The sequence below is a fragment of the Bradyrhizobium sp. 138 genome (genome assembly GCF_023074075.1).
Classification (GTDB): Bacteria; Pseudomonadota; Alphaproteobacteria; order Rhizobiales; family Xanthobacteraceae; genus Bradyrhizobium.
On the sequence record NZ_JADPKT010000074.1, the window covers coordinates 168,465 to 184,396 of the forward strand.

Annotated in this window: 14 protein-coding genes and 1 pseudogene; 10 read left to right on the forward strand and 5 right to left on the reverse strand. The window is 65.0% G+C overall.

Annotated features, from left to right (window positions below):
• The first annotated feature begins 23 nt into the window (after positions 1-23).
• Positions 24-1,469, forward strand: a complete 1,446-nt coding sequence (locus tag IVA79_RS26890; RefSeq protein ID WP_247558644.1) for a hypothetical protein — start codon at positions 24-26, stop codon at positions 1,467-1,469.
• Positions 1,470-1,764: 295 nt separating this feature from the next.
• Positions 1,765-2,385, forward strand: a complete 621-nt coding sequence (locus IVA79_RS26895; protein WP_247558646.1) for a LysE family translocator — start codon at positions 1,765-1,767, stop codon at positions 2,383-2,385.
• Positions 2,386-2,388: 3 nt separating this feature from the next.
• Here IVA79_RS26895 and IVA79_RS26900 read toward each other — a convergent pair whose 3' ends face one another.
• A complete protein-coding gene (locus IVA79_RS26900) occupies positions 2,389-3,192 on the reverse strand; it encodes an N-formylglutamate amidohydrolase (protein WP_247558648.1) in 804 nt (267 codons plus the stop codon).
• Between the two features lie 75 nt (positions 3,193-3,267).
• Here IVA79_RS26900 and IVA79_RS26905 point away from each other — a divergent pair, with 75 nt between their 5' ends.
• Positions 3,268-3,666, forward strand: coding sequence for a gamma-glutamylcyclotransferase family protein (locus tag IVA79_RS26905; protein WP_247558650.1), 399 nt, complete (start codon positions 3,268-3,270; stop codon positions 3,664-3,666).
• On the opposite strand, the gene IVA79_RS26910 is transcribed toward IVA79_RS26905, so the two are convergent.
• Entirely contained in the window at positions 3,663-4,226 is a 564-nt protein-coding gene (locus IVA79_RS26910; RefSeq protein ID WP_247558652.1) for a chlorite dismutase family protein, read from the reverse strand. The genes IVA79_RS26905 and IVA79_RS26910 overlap by 4 nt on opposite strands.
• A gap of 162 nt (positions 4,227-4,388) precedes the next feature.
• On the opposite strand from IVA79_RS26910, the gene dnaG reads away from it, so the two are divergent.
• Together dnaG and rpoD are read left to right on the forward strand one after the other, a co-directional pair.
• Positions 4,389-6,413, forward strand: coding sequence for a DNA primase (gene dnaG / locus IVA79_RS26915; RefSeq protein ID WP_247558654.1), 2,025 nt, complete (start codon positions 4,389-4,391; stop codon positions 6,411-6,413).
• Positions 6,414-6,790: 377 nt separating this feature from the next.
• A complete protein-coding gene (gene rpoD, locus IVA79_RS26920) occupies positions 6,791-8,947 on the forward strand; it encodes an RNA polymerase sigma factor RpoD (protein WP_247558656.1) in 2,157 nt (718 codons plus the stop codon).
• A 152-nt stretch (positions 8,948-9,099) separates the two neighbouring features.
• On the opposite strand, the gene IVA79_RS26925 is transcribed toward rpoD, so the two are convergent.
• Together IVA79_RS26925 and IVA79_RS26930 are read right to left on the reverse strand one after the other, a co-directional pair.
• Complete coding sequence (locus IVA79_RS26925) at positions 9,100-9,336, reverse strand: hypothetical protein (RefSeq protein WP_128920040.1); 237 nt, start codon at positions 9,334-9,336, stop codon at positions 9,100-9,102.
• Between the two features lie 484 nt (positions 9,337-9,820).
• Positions 9,821-10,033: pseudogene (locus IVA79_RS26930) on the reverse strand (hypothetical protein); the annotation flags it as partial.
• A gap of 165 nt (positions 10,034-10,198) precedes the next feature.
• On the opposite strand from IVA79_RS26930, the gene IVA79_RS26935 reads away from it, so the two are divergent.
• Entirely contained in the window at positions 10,199-11,005 is an 807-nt protein-coding gene (locus tag IVA79_RS26935) for a lytic murein transglycosylase (RefSeq protein WP_247558658.1), read from the forward strand.
• Between the two features lie 353 nt (positions 11,006-11,358).
• Here the strand turns inward: IVA79_RS26935 and IVA79_RS26940 are convergent, their stop codons facing one another.
• The gene (locus tag IVA79_RS26940) at positions 11,359-12,189 is read right to left on the reverse strand and encodes an SDR family oxidoreductase (protein WP_247558660.1); all 831 of its coding nucleotides are present in this window, start codon (positions 12,187-12,189) and stop codon (positions 11,359-11,361) included.
• Positions 12,190-12,310: 121 nt separating this feature from the next.
• Here IVA79_RS26940 and IVA79_RS26945 point away from each other — a divergent pair, with 121 nt between their 5' ends.
• From IVA79_RS26945 to IVA79_RS26960, 4 genes are all read left to right on the forward strand, one after another.
• On the forward strand, positions 12,311-12,685 hold the full coding sequence (locus IVA79_RS26945; protein ID WP_247558662.1) for a response regulator: 375 nt from the start codon (positions 12,311-12,313) through the stop codon (positions 12,683-12,685).
• A gap of 56 nt (positions 12,686-12,741) precedes the next feature.
• Positions 12,742-13,353 carry a LysE family translocator gene (locus IVA79_RS26950; protein WP_247558664.1) on the forward strand — a complete coding sequence of 204 codons (612 nt, stop codon included), beginning with the start codon at positions 12,742-12,744 and terminating at the stop codon, positions 13,351-13,353.
• Positions 13,354-13,922: 569 nt separating this feature from the next.
• Positions 13,923-15,146 (forward strand): GGDEF domain-containing protein, encoded by a 1,224-nt coding sequence (locus IVA79_RS26955; RefSeq protein ID WP_247558681.1) that lies wholly within the window; start codon positions 13,923-13,925, stop codon positions 15,144-15,146.
• A 24-nt stretch (positions 15,147-15,170) separates the two neighbouring features.
• Positions 15,171-15,797: an N-acetylmuramoyl-L-alanine amidase gene (locus IVA79_RS26960; RefSeq protein ID WP_247558666.1), complete on the forward strand. Its 627-nt coding sequence runs from the start codon at positions 15,171-15,173 to the stop codon at positions 15,795-15,797.
• Positions 15,798-15,932 lie beyond the last annotated feature (135 nt).

Consider the following 15,932-nt stretch of genomic DNA (forward strand, 5'->3'; position numbering starts at 1 on the left):
AGATTGGCTCCGGGAGGACCTTCATGTTCCGTCGCGTGTCGCTTGCTGCCGCCCTCGTTCTTTTCGCTTGCAGCACCGTGGTCGAGGCCCAGAAGCAAACCATCGGCGCGCCGCCCGAAGCGTCCAACATGAGGCTCGTCGGTATGAGCGACCTCCAGGCCCGCAGCGCCTATCAGCCGACCATCCATCACCAGGGCAATCGCTGGATCGCCTATATCGGCCATCACGGCGGCACCGACGACGTGCCCGCGCCCGTCAACCCGATGACGGGCAAGGCCGAGCCGAACGGAACCTCGATCGTCGACGTCACCGATCCCGCGCGTCCGAAATATCTGCGGCATCTGCCGGGGCAGGAGGGCAAGTACGAATCCGGCGGCGCGCAGATGGTGCGGGTCTGCGACGGCAAGGCGTTGCCGAAGGGTGATCCCAACGCGGTCTACATGCTGCGCACTTTCGGCAGCGAGGCGCATGAGATCTGGAACGTCAGCGACCCCGCCAGTCCGGTGCTCATCACGCGCATCGGCGGCCTGAAGGACACGCACAAGAGCTGGTGGGAATGCGACACCGGCATTGCCTATCTCGTCTCCGGCGCGCCGGACTGGCGCACGCGGCGCATGACGCAGGTCTATGATCTCTCCGATCCCGCGCGTCCGCAGAAGATCCGCGACTTTGGCCTGCCGGGTCAGGAGCCCAGCTCGACCGGTGCGGTGCCGACCGAGTTGCACGGGCCGATCTCGACCGGGCCCGACGGCAACCGCGTTTATTTCGGCTACGGCACCAACAAGGGCGGCATCCTGCAGATCGTCGACCGCGACAAGCTCCTGAACGGGCCGAAGGAGCCGACGCCGGACAATCTGCGTTATCCCGAGATTGCGCGCATGCCGATGTCCGCCTTCAACGGCGCTCACACCACGTTCCCGATGCTCGACATGCCCATCGCCGAGTTCGCCGAGGACAAGGACGGCAAGACCCGCGACATCGTCATGATCGTGAACGAGGCGATCCTCAATGAATGCAGCGAGGCGAGGCAGATGGTGTGGTTCGCCGACGTCACCACCGAGACACGGCCGATGGTGATCTCCAGCTACACCGTGCCGGAGGCGAGCGGGCAGTTCTGCCAGCGCGGCGGCCGCTTCGGCGCGCATTCCTCGAACGAGAGCATGGCGCCGGTCTATTACAAGAAGATGGCCTTCATCGCCTTCTTCAATGCCGGCGTGCGCGCGCTCGACATCCGCGATCCCTATCATCCCAAGGAGGTCGGCTACTTCATTCCGTCGATCACGGCCGCCACCGACAGGCGCTGCATCCCGATCGAGGGCGGCGAGCGCTGCAAGGTCGCGATCCAGACCAACAATGTCGAGACGGATGACCGCGGCTACATCTACATCGTCGACCGCGCCAATACCGGTCTGCATATTCTCGAACTGACGGGACCGGCTCGCGCGGCGGCGGGCTTGCCGAAGAATTGACGATGTGGCGCGCGGTGCCAGGGCAATCGCATGTGGAGAGATTTCGCCCGTGGCCATCCTTCGAGACGCCCGCCTTCGGCGGGCCCTCAGGATGAGGATCGAGTGCGCGGCGGTCGTTTCAACGAGCACCGATGCTGCTTAGCCTCATCCTGAGGAGACCGCGAAGCGGTCGTCTCGAAGGACGAGGCGCGCGCTCGGTCTCGATTGCCCTTGTCGCGCGCGGGACGGAATAAGCGCGCTTCCGTTCCCGCCCGTCCCATGCATTAATACCTCCAAACCGCAGCGAGTCTCGCCCATGATGTCCATGCAAGCCTATCTCGCCTTCGTCGCCGCCTGCATTGCGCTGGCGCTGCTGCCGGGGCCGATCGTCACTCTCGTCATCGCCAACGGCCTGCGCCACGGCACGCGCGCGGCGCTCATCAATGTTGCCGGCGCGCAGGCCGGGCTTGCCATCGTCATCGGCATCGTCGCGGTTGGCCTGACCTCGCTGATGGCGACCATGGGCTACTGGTTCGACTGGGTGCGCTTTGCCGGCGCCGCCTATCTGGTCTGGCTCGGCATCAGGCTGATCTGGACACCGGTCGAGGGCGTCGATGTCAACGCACCGCCTCCGCCGCCGCGCGGCGGGTTCTTCCTGCAAGGATTCCTGGTGCTGCTGTCGAACCCGAAAGTGCTGGTGTTTTTCGGCGCCTTCATCCCGCAGTTCATGGACATGAACCAGCCGCACTTTCCGCAAGTCGCGTTGCTGGGCGCCACCTTCATGGTCACCGCTGTGGTGACGGATGCGCTCTACGCCATCGCCGCCGGGCGCGCGCGAAAATTCTTCTCGGCGCGCCGCACCCGGATGATGTCGCGCATCTCCGGCGGCTTCATGATCGGCGGCGGCATCTGGCTGGCGCTGACGCGGGCGAAGTGAGGCCTACACCAACAGCTCCGCCTTCAGCTCCACCGCGATCTCCGCAAAAATCCTTGCCAGCCGTTCGGCCCATTGCTGCTGGCCGGACTGGTCGGCGATGAGATCCTGCCGGATCTCGATGCCGGTGTTGACGAGGCCGCGCGCCTCGCCGTGCACGGGAATGGTGCAGTCGGTGAGGTCGTTCACCGCATAGGGCTCGTTGTCGCCGACGACGAGATCGCCTTCGGCGCGCAGGAGCCGGAGCAGCAGCTGCGGCAGCACGGTGTCGCGGTTATACAGCGCGCCGATGTGCCAGGGCCGCGCGACGCCGGCATAAACCGGGGTGAAGCTGTGCAGCGACACCAGCACCGTCGGCCGCTCCTCGTGCAGGCGGCGGCTGATCACGGCATCGATGCGATCATGATAGGGCGCGAAGATCTCGCGCCGCCGCGCCGCGCGCTCCCACTCCGAAATCCCTTCGTTGCCGGGGATCGCGGTGGCTTCGGAGATGACCGGGATCGAGCTTACTGCTTCGGGCGGGCGGTTGCAGTCGATCACGAGCCGCGAATAGCGCTGCGCGATCAGATGCGCATCCAGCAGCTTGGCGAGCCGCTCGGCGACGCCGGCGATGCCGATGTCCCAGGCGATGTGCCGCGTCATCTCGCTTGCCGCGACGCCGAGATCGCCGAGCGCGCGCGGCAGCACCCGCCCGTAATGATCCGCAGTGAGCAGGAAGGGCGATTGTCCCGCCGCATTCACCTCATGCACGGGCGGAATGTCCTCCTCGCCGAGCAGTTGATCGGTCGCCTCGGCGGTGTGCTGGTCCATGCTGATTGCCTATGAAACGATTATTTGTGTAAACGGAGTAACGATATTGCACCGACATCGCAACGTTAGAACAGCATGACCTCCGATCGCCTTTTCGTCTACGGCACCCTGATGCGCGGCTTCGACCATCCGATGGCGCGGCTGCTGGCGGGGCATGCGGATTTTCTGGGCGAGGCGACCTGCCGCGGCCGGCTCGTTCTGGTGAAGCATTATCCGGGATTGCTACTGTCGGAGACGGCCTCCGACATCGTCCATGGCGAGCTGTTTCGGATGCATGTGCCGGGCGAGCTCCTGGGCGAGCTCGACATGTACGAGGCCTGCGGCGAAGGCTTTCCCGAGCCGACCGAATATCTGCGCCGGCTGATCGACGTGACGCGCGCCGACGGCGCCGTCGAGAAGGCCTGGACTTATGTCTACAACTGGCCCGTCACCGGTCTGCCGCTGATCGACTCCGGGCGGTTCTTGGAGCACTAAGCCGACAGCACCTCCTTCACCACGCGCACGTCGACTTCGCGCTCGACGTAGCTCCACTCTTCGGTCCGCCTCAGCATCGCAACCAGCTCCTCGAACAGCGAGGCGTGCGCGGGGGCGAATTCGAACCAGGTCAGGAAGTCGAAGGGGCCGCCGAGGTCGCGGCAGTGGTAGAGCTGGCGCGCGATGGCGGGCAGGAAACGAAGGCTGCTTGCGATGTGGTGCGATCTGTCCTCAAAAATCTTGCGCCGCTCTTCCTGCGTCAGCTCCCACCAGGCCTGCGATTTGCGGATCGGGATCAGCGCCGCGCTGGTTGCCTCGATCCGGCCGAGCCCGGCCTGCACGGCCACGAGCTGCTGCTTCTCAGGCCTTTCGGTATAGCGCAAGCTGCTGGCGACGCCGACCAGCCGCCACGCATTGCGCGAGGGCACCAGCGGCAACGAGACAGCCTCGCTGTCGGTCACCGACAGCGCCGGTACGAAGGGCAGGGGCTCGCCTGTCACGGGCGAGATCGACGTCACCCGCCAGCCGCCACTCTGGCCGCCTCGAAAGGTCCTGAACATGGGGGTATGGAAGCGTGGAACCGGGCGCGGTTCAAGCTTTCCGTCGAATCTTTCGCCCTGTGAATAGCCGGGAGAAGCCCCACGTGCTTCGTATTTCCCGCGGCCATCCTTATATGCCTATCCGATTGGCATAATGCCCGACTCACCCCAGAAATCAACTCAATGCGCTTCACGCCCCAATTCCTCGACGAGCTTCGTGCCCGGCTTTCGGTTTCCGAAGTCGTGGGCAAGCGCGTGAAGTTGAAGAAGGCGGGGCGGGAGTGGAAGGGTCTGTCGCCGTTCCAGCAGGAAAAGACGCCGTCCTTCTACGTCAACGACCAGAAGGGTTTTTACCACGACTTCTCCTCCGGCAAGCATGGCGACATCATCTCCTTCGTGATGGAGACCGACGGCCTGCCATTTGCCGAGGCCGTCGAGCGGCTCGCCGGCATGGCCGGCCTTTCGCTGCCGGCGTCGACGCCCGATGCGGCGCGCCAGGAGCAGCGGCGCCGCACGCTGCACGACGTCATGGATCTCGCCGCGACCTATTTCGCGGAGACGCTGGCCTCGCGCGTCGGCGCGAAGGCGCGCGGCTATCTCGCCGACCGCGCCATCTCGCCGGCGACGCAATTGCAGTTCCGCCTCGGCTATGCCTCGCCCGATCGCTTCGCGCTGAAGGAGCATCTCGGCAAGCTCGGCGTTTCCGTCGAGGACATGGTCGAGACCGGGCTGCTGGTGGCCGGCGACGACATTCCGGTGCCTTACGACCGCTTCCGCGACCGTGTGATGTTTCCGATCACGGATCTGCGCGGCCGCGTCATCGCCTTCGGCGGGCGCGCGCTGGAGAAGGACGTTCCGGCAAAGTACCTGAACTCGCCGGAGACGCCGCTCTTCCACAAGGGCGACAATCTCTACAACCACCAGACCGCGCGCAAAGCCACCCATGACGGCAGCGCGCTGATCGTGGTCGAGGGGTATGTCGACGTCATCGCGATGGTAACCGCGGGCTTTGCAGGCAGCGTCGCGCCGCTCGGCACCGCGCTCACCGAAAGCCAGCTCGCGTTGCTCTGGAAGATGGCGGACGAGCCGATCCTCTGCTTCGACGGCGACCGCGCCGGCCAGAAGGCTGCGTATCGCGCCGCCGATCTCGCGCTGCCCTTCCTCGCACCAGGAAAGAGTCTTCGTTTCGCGCTGTTGCCGGAGGGGCAGGACCCCGACGATCTCGCGCGCTCGGGGGGGCGCGGCGCGATCGAGGAGGTGATCGGAGCGGCCCGTCCGCTCGCCGACATGATCTGGTCGCGCGAGCTCGAAGGCGGCAATTTCGCCACCCCCGAACGTCGCGCCGCGCTGGAAGCGCGCATCAAGGAGCTGACCAACGGCATCCGCGACGAGGTGGTGCGGCGCTATTACCGCGACGAATTCGTCGAGCGGCTGCAGCGCGCCTTTGCTCCGGACGGCGGGCGCGGCGGCTTCGGCGGCCGGGGCAATTTCCGCCAGGGTGGTGGCGGCCGCCAATTCCAGCCCAGGGGCGGGGCAGGCGCGAATCGATTCGGTGGCCAAGGATTCGGAGGCCAAGCATTCGGAGGGCGCCGCGGTGCATCCGGCCCCGCCCCGCTACCTTCGGGGCCCTACCAGGCGGCGAGCCCCCAGCTGGCGGCCAGCCCGATCATGAAGGGCCAGCGCAGCGCCATCTCCCGCCGGGAGGCCCTGATCCTGCAAAGCCTGATCAACCACCCCTGGCTGCTGCACGACCATCTCGAGGAGGTCGCGGCCCTGGAGCTCGCCCACCCCGAGGCCCACAAGCTCAGGGCCGGCATCATCGCCGCCTTCGCCAACGACCATCATCATTCCCCGGACCCCGGCGAGCTCGCCGAGAAGATGCGCAGCGATCTCGACAAGGGCGGATTTTCGCAAGTCCTTCAAAGGGTTGAGGGCGGGATCACCACCGCGGCGGTGTGGGGCGCCCGCGAAGGCGCAGCCAGGGACGACGTTCTCGCCACCTGGCATCAGCTGGTTGCCTTGCATCGGCAATGGCATTCACTACTTAGAGAACTGAAAGACGCCGAGCTGGCCTTGGGGGAGGACCCCAGCGAGGCCAATTTGGCGTGGCTGCGTGACGTCAAGGCGCGTCTGGCCGAGGTCGACGGCACCGAAGCCCTGATCGAGGGTTTTGGTGAGCTGTCGGGCCGGTTCCAGAAGAGCATGTGATGAAAGAATCATGCGGACGGCCGGGCTAGGTACCGCTAAAAGACTCGCCAAATCCTGGGTTTGGCGGCAAAAACAGGGTTAATCGAGGCTTAACGGTCTTGTAGCACTTTGGCCCAGAGGCGGCCGCAGGCAGAACAGACGCGTCAGGAATGAATCCGCGCAATCGCTGTTGGCACTACACCTGCATCCGCTGCGACAAAGAAAGCTGACGAAGCGTTAGGCAATTCCGGCGAGAGAGAGTTGGGGGTGGCGAGAGACATGCGCGCCGCCCTTTCCGTGTCGAGAGCTGCCGAAGCGAGAGCGTCGAGCAACAGGTTCATGTGAATTCACGCGGACGCGGCCAAGCGTCTCGCATGAAGCGCGTTTAGGAGCAATGGATGGCCACCAAGGCAAAGACGCTGCAGGCGAAGGACAAGGAAAAGGACGACAAGGCAGCGGATGCGCCGGAGAAGGACTCCCAGGACGCGCCCTCGCCGTTGCTCGATCTGTCCGACGCCGCCGTGAAGAAGATGATCAAGCAGGCCAAGAAGCGCGGCTTTGTGACCTTCGATCAGCTCAACGAAGTCTTGCCGTCCGACCAGACCTCGCCCGAACAGATCGAGGACATCATGTCGATGCTCTCGGACATGGGCATCAACGTCACCGAAGCCGACGATAGCGAAGGCGAGGAAGAGAAGGACGAGGGCGGCGAGGACGAGACCGACAACGAGCTGGTCGAAGTCACCCAGAAGGCCGTCACCGAGGTCAAGAAGAGCGAACCGGGCGAGCGCACCGACGATCCCGTGCGGATGTATCTGCGCGAGATGGGCACGGTCGAGCTGCTCTCCCGCGAAGGCGAAATCGCGATCGCCAAGCGCATCGAGGCCGGCCGCGAGGCGATGATCGCAGGTCTGTGCGAAAGCCCGCTGACCTTCCAGGCCATCATCATCTGGCGCGACGAGCTCAACGAAGGCAAGATCTTCCTCCGCGACATCATCGATCTCGAAGCCACCTATGCTGGCCCCGACGCCAAGGCCGGCATGAACAATGCGATGATATCAGGTCCCACCGGCGAGAACGGCGAAGCGCCCGCCGAGGGTGGCCAGGCCGCGGCAGCCGGCGCCCCCGCGCATGTCGCCCCGCCCGCCGCGCCGCCGTCGCCGACTCCGTTCCGCGCCGCGCAGCCCGCCACCGGCGGGCAGGGTGGCGAAGCCAAGGATCCGGGCGAATCCGCCGCCGAAGCCGACATGGACGAGGACGACGAGTTCGAGAACCAGATGTCGCTGGCGGCGATCGAGGCCGAGCTCAAGCCGAAGGTCGTCGAGATCTTCGACAAGATCGCCGAGAGCTACAAGAAGCTGCGCAAGCTGCAGGAGCAGGACATCCAGAACCAGCTCGAGAGCACCTCGCATGGTCCCTCGCTGTCGCCGCACCAGGAGCGCAAATATCGCAAGCTCAAGGACGAGATCATCGTCGAGGTGAAGTCGCTGCGCCTCAACCAGGCGCGTATCGACAGTCTCGTCGAGCAGCTCTACGACATCAACAAGCGCCTCGTCTCGCATGAGGGCCGCCTGATGCGCCTTGCCGACAGCCACGGCGTCGCGCGCGAGGACTTTTTGCGCAACTACACCGGCTCGGAGCTCGACCCGCGCTGGCTCAACCGCGTCTCGAAACTCTCGGCCAAGGGCTGGAAGAACTTCGTCCATCACGAGAAGGACCGCATCAAGGACCTCCGTCACGAGGTGCATCAGCTCGCCGCGCTGACCGGACTCGAGATCGTCGAGTTCCGCAAGATCGTGCACTCCGTGCAGAAGGGCGAGCGCGAAGCGCGCCAGGCCAAGAAGGAGATGGTGGAAGCCAACCTCCGTCTCGTGATCTCGATCGCCAAGAAATACACCAACCGCGGCCTGCAGTTCCTCGACCTGATCCAGGAAGGCAACATCGGCCTGATGAAGGCGGTCGACAAGTTCGAGTACCGCCGCGGCTACAAGTTCTCGACCTACGCCACGTGGTGGATCCGGCAGGCGATCACCCGCTCGATCGCGGACCAGGCCCGCACCATCCGCATCCCCGTGCACATGATCGAGACCATCAACAAGATCGTGCGCACGAGCCGCCAGATGCTCAACGAGATCGGCCGCGAGCCGACCCCGGAAGAGCTCGCCGAAAAGCTCGGCATGCCGCTGGAGAAAGTGCGAAAAGTCCTCAAGATCGCCAAGGAGCCGCTGTCGCTGGAGACGCCGGTCGGCGACGAAGAGGATTCACACCTCGGCGATTTCATCGAGGACAAGAACGCGATCCTCCCCATCGACGCCGCGATCCAGTCCAACCTGCGCGAAACCACCACGCGCGTGCTGGCGTCCCTGACGCCGCGCGAAGAACGCGTCCTCCGCATGCGCTTCGGCATCGGCATGAACACCGACCACACGCTGGAAGAAGTGGGCCAGCAGTTCTCGGTGACGAGAGAGCGTATCCGTCAGATCGAAGCGAAGGCGCTGCGGAAGCTGAAGCATCCGTCGAGATCGAGGAAGCTGCGGAGCTTCTTGGATAATTGATCGGAGACAACGATCCAAAGCAAAACGGCGGGCGTTAGCCCGCCGTTTTTGTTTTGACGTCATTGCGAGGGCAGCGAAACATCCAGAGTCTTTCCGCGGAGGCATTTCTGATTGCTTCGCTGCGCTCGCAATGACGTGGAGAAGCTGAAGGCCTACTTCTTCTTCACCCCCACCCGCTCGATCCGCTTGATCTCAAGCGCCGGCCGCCCTGACTTCTCCGCGATCTCGCGGTCCTGCTCCATGATGAAGGCGCGGGCGGGTTCGTCGCCGTCGAGGCCGCCCAGGAGTTCTGCGGGCACGCGGCGGTTGGAGCGTTGGGAATCGTCTTCATAGACGACGTTGAAGAAGGCGAACTCGCCTTTGGGATTGGTCCCGGGTTTTTTGGCCATGGCGGCTTGTCGTCGATAGAAGCGCCATAGTCAAATGACTTTGCGCCTCTCGGGGCCAGCGCGGCCCGGGCCGCGAGCCCGCTGCATCAGAGACTCCGGTCTCAACAACCGCCTGTCGACAAATGCTCGCCTCGATAAACGGCGGGCCGAAGCCCGCCGTTTATTTTTGGTCTTCAGCGTCGCCCGGGGCTGGCGGGGCGACAACCTAGAATAGAAGGCTATCGAAGACGCGCTGCGATGGCAAGACAAATCGCGGCGGCGTTGATGTCGCAGCGGGCGCATCAGATATGCGCTGGTTGCGATGTGGGATGCGGAACCACATCGACGCAATTGTTTGATTGCCAAACGACTTTGTTCATCTTCGCGGCCGCGGCGATGCAGCATGTGCCGCGTGCTGTGCCGGAAGCTGCGCGAGCCTGCACCTCTTCCCGCCTGCGTGCAGATAACATGATCCGATGTGCGCCAAGTGTGTTCCGCGCGTCTCTCAATGCGCGCGCCCACGCTGCACCACCTCCTGCGCAGCGAGGCGCGATCGGTGCCCGCCGCCGTTGCCGCTGTCCTGCTTGCGTCCCTGCGCCATGATCGCGCTGCCCATCGCGGCCGAGCCGAACGTGATGAGGAACGAGGCGAGCAACAAGGCGAGTGCAATGCCGGGAGCGCTGTCGGCAAAGATCAGCTCGCGCAGATGTCCGGGGTTGCCGCTCGCTGGCGTGACGGAGAGATGGCTCCTGGCCGCTGCAATCTAGGAAGCGGACCGCGAGACAGCTTGATGCGGATCAAGCTTGCCGCTTTGACGCTCGCTGCTTTCCCGGGCATGATCCGCGCGCTGCTTCGCGCAAATTTTTTTGGGGGATTGCTCCATATGCTGAGACTGCTTTTCGCCGCCGCGTTCGTCATTGGTCTGACTGGCGGGGCGGCGCAGGCCGCGCGCTGCGGCGGTGACTTCAACAGCTTCGTCGCCACCATGGCACAGGAAGCGCAAGCGGCCGGCGTCTCGGCGAGCGTGACCAACGCGGCGCTCAGCGGCGTGGCGCCGGATCCAGCGGTGCTCGCCTTCGACCGGCGCCAGCGCTACACCTTCAACAAGAGCTTCGAGCAATACGTCTCGACCCGGGTCGGACCGGGCCGCATCAATGGCGGCCGCGCGCTTCTGCAGCGCCACGCCGCGCTGCTCTCGCGCATCGAGCAGCAGTTCGGCGTGCCCCGCTATATCCTGGTCGCGATCTGGGGGCTGGAGAGCGATTTCGGCAAGGGCGACATCGGCAAGATGCCGGTGGTCCGCACGCTGGCAACCCTCGCGCATGATTGCCGCCGCACCGACCTGTTCCAGGGCGAGCTGCTCGCCGCGCTCAAGATCGTGCAGCGCGGCGACCTGCCGCTGCGCGACCTCATCGGCGCCTTCGCCGGCGAGATCGGCCAGACCCAGTTCCTGCCATCGTCCTACATCAAATACGGCGTCGATTTCGACGGCGACGGCCATGTCGATCTCCGCCACAGCGTCCCTGACGTGCTCGCCTCGACCGCGAACCTGCTGCACACCAGCGGCTTCAAGATGGGCCAGCCCTACGGCGAAGGCACCGCCAATTTCGAGGCGATGCGCGAGTGGAACAGGGCGGTGATCTACCGCAAGACGATCGGCTATTTTGCGGACCGGCTGGCGGGGCAGTAGAAGGGCGCGTTGAATTCGTAGGGTGGGCAAAGGCGCCCTTGCGCCGTGCCCACCATCTGTCTCGATCGCGAAACATTCGTGGGCACGCTTTCCGCCTTCGCTCTTCGAGCTACGGCGGACAAGCCGCTTTGCCCACCCTACGAGAGCCGAGTGTGAGGTCGCGCCATCGCGTTCCTGCCTCACTTCCCCTTCGCCATCCTCTCCAGAACTCGTAGGGTGGGCAAAGGCGCCCTTGCGCCGTGCCCACCATCTGTCTCGATCGCGCTGTCTCGATCGCGAAACATGCGTGGGCACGCTTCGCTTTGCCCACCCTACGAGAGCGGTGTGTGTGGCAACGCTGTCGCGTTCCTAATTCACGTCCCCTTCGCCATCCGCTCCAGCTTCCGTTGCAGCGGCGCCCAATATGTCCCCGGGCGGAAGCGCTGCAAGAGGTCCATGAAGCGGGCGTCGTTGCCGATCAGGATGCGCGGCTCGTTCTTTTCGATGCCCTTGATGATCCGCAGCGCGGCATCTTTCGGCGCCGTCTTCGCCGCGTTCTCGAACCGCTCGATCGACTGCGCGCGGCGGGCATTGTCGGTGACGCCGATGCCGGTGCGGGAGTTACGCGCGATCGCGGTGGCGACGCCGCCGGGATGCACGACCGACAGTCTGACGGGACTGCCCGCCACCGCGAGCTCATGCCGCACGCTCTCGGAAAAGCCGCGCACCGCGAATTTCGCCGCCGCATAGGCCGATTGGCCCGGCGGCGCGATGATGCCGAAGATCGAGGAGAGGTTGACGATATGGGCCTCGGCCAGCGTCTGCAGATGCGGCAGGAAGGCGCGCGTGCCGTGCACCACGCCCCAGAAATTGATGTCGAACAGCCAGTCCATCTGCGCCTGGTCGATCTCCTCGAACGAGCCCATCAGCGCCACGCCGGCATTGTTGACGACGATGCCGAGCGCGGGATGCGCCGCGGTCGCCTCGCTCGCGAACTGCGCGATGTCGTCGGCTTCGCCGACGTCGACGCGGTGCAGGCTGACCTTGCGCGTTGCTCCGATCTCAGCGGCGAGGCTCTTCAGCCCAGCCTCGTCGCGATCGGCCAGCGCGAGATCGCAGCCGCGCTGCGCAAGCGCGATGGCCAGCGCGCGGCCGATGCCGCTGGCGGCTCCCGTGATGGCGGCGGCGCCGCGAATCGCAGTCATGATGTCCCCCGTCAAGCCCTCAGTCGCGGAACCAAGATTTACATTTTTTCAGAATGGAACCGAACCCAAGGCGAATTGGCTCCTTAACATACGTTACGCAAGCAAGCATTGGGAGACGCTCATGGGACAGGCACAGCCATTTCGTGCCACCGCGCTGATCGTTGAAGATGACGTCATGCAGCGGGAGATGCTGAGTCTCCTGCTGGAAGAGAGTGGCTACCAGGTCATCCAGTGCGAGAGCGCCGAGGCCGCCGAGCTTGTGCTCGAGAAAAGCGCCGGCGCGCTCTGCCTGTTACTGACCGACGTCCAGCTTGCCGGCCGCATGAACGGGGTCGAGCTCGCCCACGTCGCCAAGGACCGCAATCCCAGGCTCGACATCGTCGTCACCTCCGGCCGCCCCCTGATGCAACCCTTGCCCGCGGGCGCCAAGTTCTGGGCCAAACCCTGGGCGCCCCTCGACGTCCTGCGCGAGGCCGAGATCGCACAGCTGTCTTGAGGGCGCCCGGACGGCCCCGGCTTTCTCACCGCGAGGCGGGCTGCTAAGGTCTGCCCATGACCTGGTCCTTCCTGCTCACCTCGCTGATCGTCGTCGCTTCCCCCGGCACCGGCGTGCTCTATACGCTGGCTGCGGCGCTCACCCGCGGCTCGCGCGCCAGCGTCGCCGCCGCTTTCGGCTGCACGCTCGGGATCGTGCCGCACATGTGTGCTGCGATGCTCGGCCTTGCCGCGGTGCTCCACACCAGCGCGCTCGCTTTCGCCGCGTTGAAATGGTGCGGCGTCGCCTATCTGCTCTACATGTCCTGGCAGGCGCTGCGCGAGAGCGGGGCGCTGGCGGTTGACGGCGAGATCAGGGAACGGTCGGCCCACCGCGTCATCGTCACCGGCTTCCTGATCAACATCCTCAATCCAAAACTGTCGATCTTCTTCCTCGCCTTCCTGCCGCAGTTCATCGCCGCGGACGAGGCGCACGTGCTGGCGCGCATGCTGGAATTGAGTGGCGCCTTCATGGCGATGACCTTTGCGGTGTTCGTCGTCTACGGCCTCTGCGCCGCCTCCGTGCGCGAGCGCGTCATCTCCCGACCCGCCGTCATGGCCTGGCTGCGCCGCAGCTTTGCAGCGGGGTTCGCTGCGCTCGGCGCCAAGCTGGCCTTTGCGGAGCGGTAGCCTTCCACCCAATAAAAAAGCGGGCCCTGCGCCCGCCACCTCAAAACTCACTTACCCGACGCCCGGGCGGAGCGAGGCTCCACCCGGGCAAAGAAAAAGAAGCCTCGTTACTTCTTCTTCGCCTTCTTGGCCTTCTTCGCCTTCTTCTTCGCCGCCTTCTTCGCTTTCTTAGCCATAGGATCCTCTTAAGGGTTAATGGTGGAACGCGACACGAGGGATGCTAGGCGGAGGGCCAGCCTCGCAACATCCTCGACGACAAACTCAGCAGATTCGCAGGTCTCTGCCCCGCGCTGTCACATCGGTGTCATCGCGTTATCCACAGTTCAGATGCATTTTCGGGTGATTTTGGTCCGCGAATCCGCATCGCGCCATCGCCGCCGATATCCCTAACGATCCGACAACCGCCGCGCGCCGTTCATGAATCCAAAACCAAAGGCGCGGTTTGGCAGATCGCGGTGAGACTCCGTTAAGCGCACCGGCCGCATCTTCTCCGCAAGAAAACGGGGATGGGTCATGGACGGACGGCTGCCAGGGACGGGGAGCGCGACGCTGCGCGTGCCGCACGCGTCATGCTGAACGTCCCGACACTCTGGACCGTCTTCGTCGTCAACTTCCTGGCGCTCGGCGTGATCTGGGCCTATGTGACGCGGTCCTATCCGCAATTCGCCGCTGCGCGGTTCTGGATGGCGTCGTCCTTCGTCGGCGCGATCGGGGCGATGACGGCGCTGGTCCGCCTGTTCGTCGTCTCTCCCTTGCCGCTTCTGCTCGGCGCAGCCGGTGTGATCGCAGCGAGCTGCCTCGCCGCCATGGGCATTCAGCGCTTCTATGATCGGCCGGTCTCATGGCGCCTCATGACGGCGACGGGAGGCCTGAGCCTCGCTGGCATCGTGGTCTTCATGGTCGGCTTCGACCACATGCAGCTGCGCATGCTGAGCTACACGCTCGGTCAGGCCCTGCCGCTGCTGCTGGCGCTGGGTCTTTTGCTGTCGCCGCCGGAGGGCCGCGTCAGCCCGGGCGCGCGGCTGTCCAGCATCGTCATCCTCACCATCCTGGCGATCCTCGCTGCACGTATGATTGGCAATCTGCTCGGCCACGACATGTCGGCGCGAGCCGGCGGCCAGGCCCATGCCGTCATGGTGCTGGGGCTGCTGTTTCTGTCGATGACGCTCAATTTCGGCTTTCTGCTGATGGCGATGGACCGCCTGCGGGGCGAGGTTGCCGATCTCGCGCTGCTCGACGATCTCACCGGCGTCGCCAACCGCCGGCATCTCTTGCAGCGCCTCACCGAGGAATGCGCCCGCTCCGAGCGCAGCGGTGCGCCGTTCTCGCTGCTGGTGATCGATCTCGACGGCTTCAAGACCATCAACGATACCCACGGCCATGCCGCCGGCGATGCCTGCCTGAAGCACTTCACCCTGATGGCGCAGACGCGCCTTCGGCCCGGCGACATGCTCGCCCGCACCGGCGGCGACGAGTTCTGCATCGTGCTGCCGTCCTCGCCTGTGCGTGAGGCCGCCGCGATCGCCCGCCGCGTGCTCGAGGTCTGCCGTCAGGATGCCGAGGCCTGCACCGGCGACGAGATCCCGATCGCGATCTCGATCGGCGTCGCGCAGTGGGATCGCGGCATCGGCGCATTCCCCGACCGCCTGATGGCCAATGCCGACCACGCGCTCTACGCCGCCAAGAAGAACGGCAAGAACGACTTTGCCGTCTACGATCCGGCGCCGCCGCTTTCGCCCGAGCCGGTCGGCCGGAGCGAGGCCGTGCGCAAAATTCGCGTAGAGCCGTGCTAGATCAGGGTCCGTGATTGGATCCGAATGATGATATCTCACCTGTTCGCCGCCGTTCTCGCCGCGCTCTGTCTGATCGTACCCGCCATTGCTGAGGACGCCAATCTGGCAAAACTCGCGCGCGCTTCCGGCACGCCCGACATTCCTGGTCTAAAGATCGTCTGGCTCGCGCCATGGGGCGACGTTCGCGACGCAAGACCCTGGCGCAACATCATCGTGCACCAGACCGAAGGGCCGGCGGGCTCGGCGCGCGGCGGCGCGCAGGCGCAAGCCAAGGCTCCGACGCGGCGCGGCGTCACGGTATGGGTCGAGACCGACGGCACGGTCTATTGGGCGGTCGCGGAGAATTTGGTGCCGACCCATGGCGACGGCGCCAACCGCAACGACAACAAATATATCGACAACCGCGCGACCTATCGCCAAATCGTGCGCGACAACTCGATCGGGGTCGAGTTCGCCGGCAATTACCCCGACGTGACGACCGGCCCGACCGAAGCGCAGGTCGCGGCGTGGCGGATCCTCGTCAAGCTGCTGCGCGCGCGCTACGGCATTCCGCCTGACCGCGTCTATGCCCACAACTGGATCGACTACAAGGACGCGCGCTATTGCGAAGGCTGCTGGCTCGCGACCCTGGCGCGGGTGTGGGGGGAGTGACGGCAGCCAGTCACACCGGCTGCGCCATCCAGCATCGTAGATTCCATGGGGCGGTGAGCGGGCTCTTTCCGATAGGTTTGGGTTTCCACACTCGAACCATCGGAGAGTCTGATGCAAGCATCGACCGAGAGCACG

Excerpts from the sequence above, each read along its gene's own strand:
- IVA79_RS26950 (WP_247558664.1), top strand. The coding sequence starts at position 12,742 with ATGACCTGGTCCTTCCTGCTCACCTCGCTGATCGTCGTCGCTTCCCCC.
- IVA79_RS26890 (WP_247558644.1), top strand. The coding sequence starts at position 24 with ATGTTCCGTCGCGTGTCGCTTGCTGCCGCCCTCGTTCTTTTCGCTTGC.
- dnaG (WP_247558654.1), top strand. The coding sequence starts at position 4,389 with ATGCGCTTCACGCCCCAATTCCTCGACGAGCTTCGTGCCCGGCTTTCG.
- IVA79_RS26910 (WP_247558652.1), bottom strand. The coding sequence starts at position 4,226 with ATGTTCAGGACCTTTCGAGGCGGCCAGAGTGGCGGCTGGCGGGTGACG.
- IVA79_RS26895 (WP_247558646.1), top strand. The coding sequence starts at position 1,765 with ATGATGTCCATGCAAGCCTATCTCGCCTTCGTCGCCGCCTGCATTGCG.
- IVA79_RS26945 (WP_247558662.1), top strand. The coding sequence starts at position 12,311 with ATGGGACAGGCACAGCCATTTCGTGCCACCGCGCTGATCGTTGAAGAT.
- IVA79_RS26955 (WP_247558681.1), top strand. The coding sequence starts at position 13,923 with ATGCTGAACGTCCCGACACTCTGGACCGTCTTCGTCGTCAACTTCCTG.
- IVA79_RS26905 (WP_247558650.1), top strand. The coding sequence starts at position 3,268 with ATGACCTCCGATCGCCTTTTCGTCTACGGCACCCTGATGCGCGGCTTC.
- IVA79_RS26960 (WP_247558666.1), top strand. The coding sequence starts at position 15,171 with ATGATGATATCTCACCTGTTCGCCGCCGTTCTCGCCGCGCTCTGTCTG.
- IVA79_RS26940 (WP_247558660.1), bottom strand. The coding sequence starts at position 12,189 with ATGACTGCGATTCGCGGCGCCGCCGCCATCACGGGAGCCGCCAGCGGC.
- rpoD (WP_247558656.1), top strand. The coding sequence starts at position 6,791 with ATGGCCACCAAGGCAAAGACGCTGCAGGCGAAGGACAAGGAAAAGGAC.
- IVA79_RS26935 (WP_247558658.1), top strand. The coding sequence starts at position 10,199 with ATGCTGAGACTGCTTTTCGCCGCCGCGTTCGTCATTGGTCTGACTGGC.
- IVA79_RS26900 (WP_247558648.1), bottom strand. The coding sequence starts at position 3,192 with ATGGACCAGCACACCGCCGAGGCGACCGATCAACTGCTCGGCGAGGAG.
- IVA79_RS26925 (WP_128920040.1), bottom strand. The coding sequence starts at position 9,336 with ATGGCCAAAAAACCCGGGACCAATCCCAAAGGCGAGTTCGCCTTCTTC.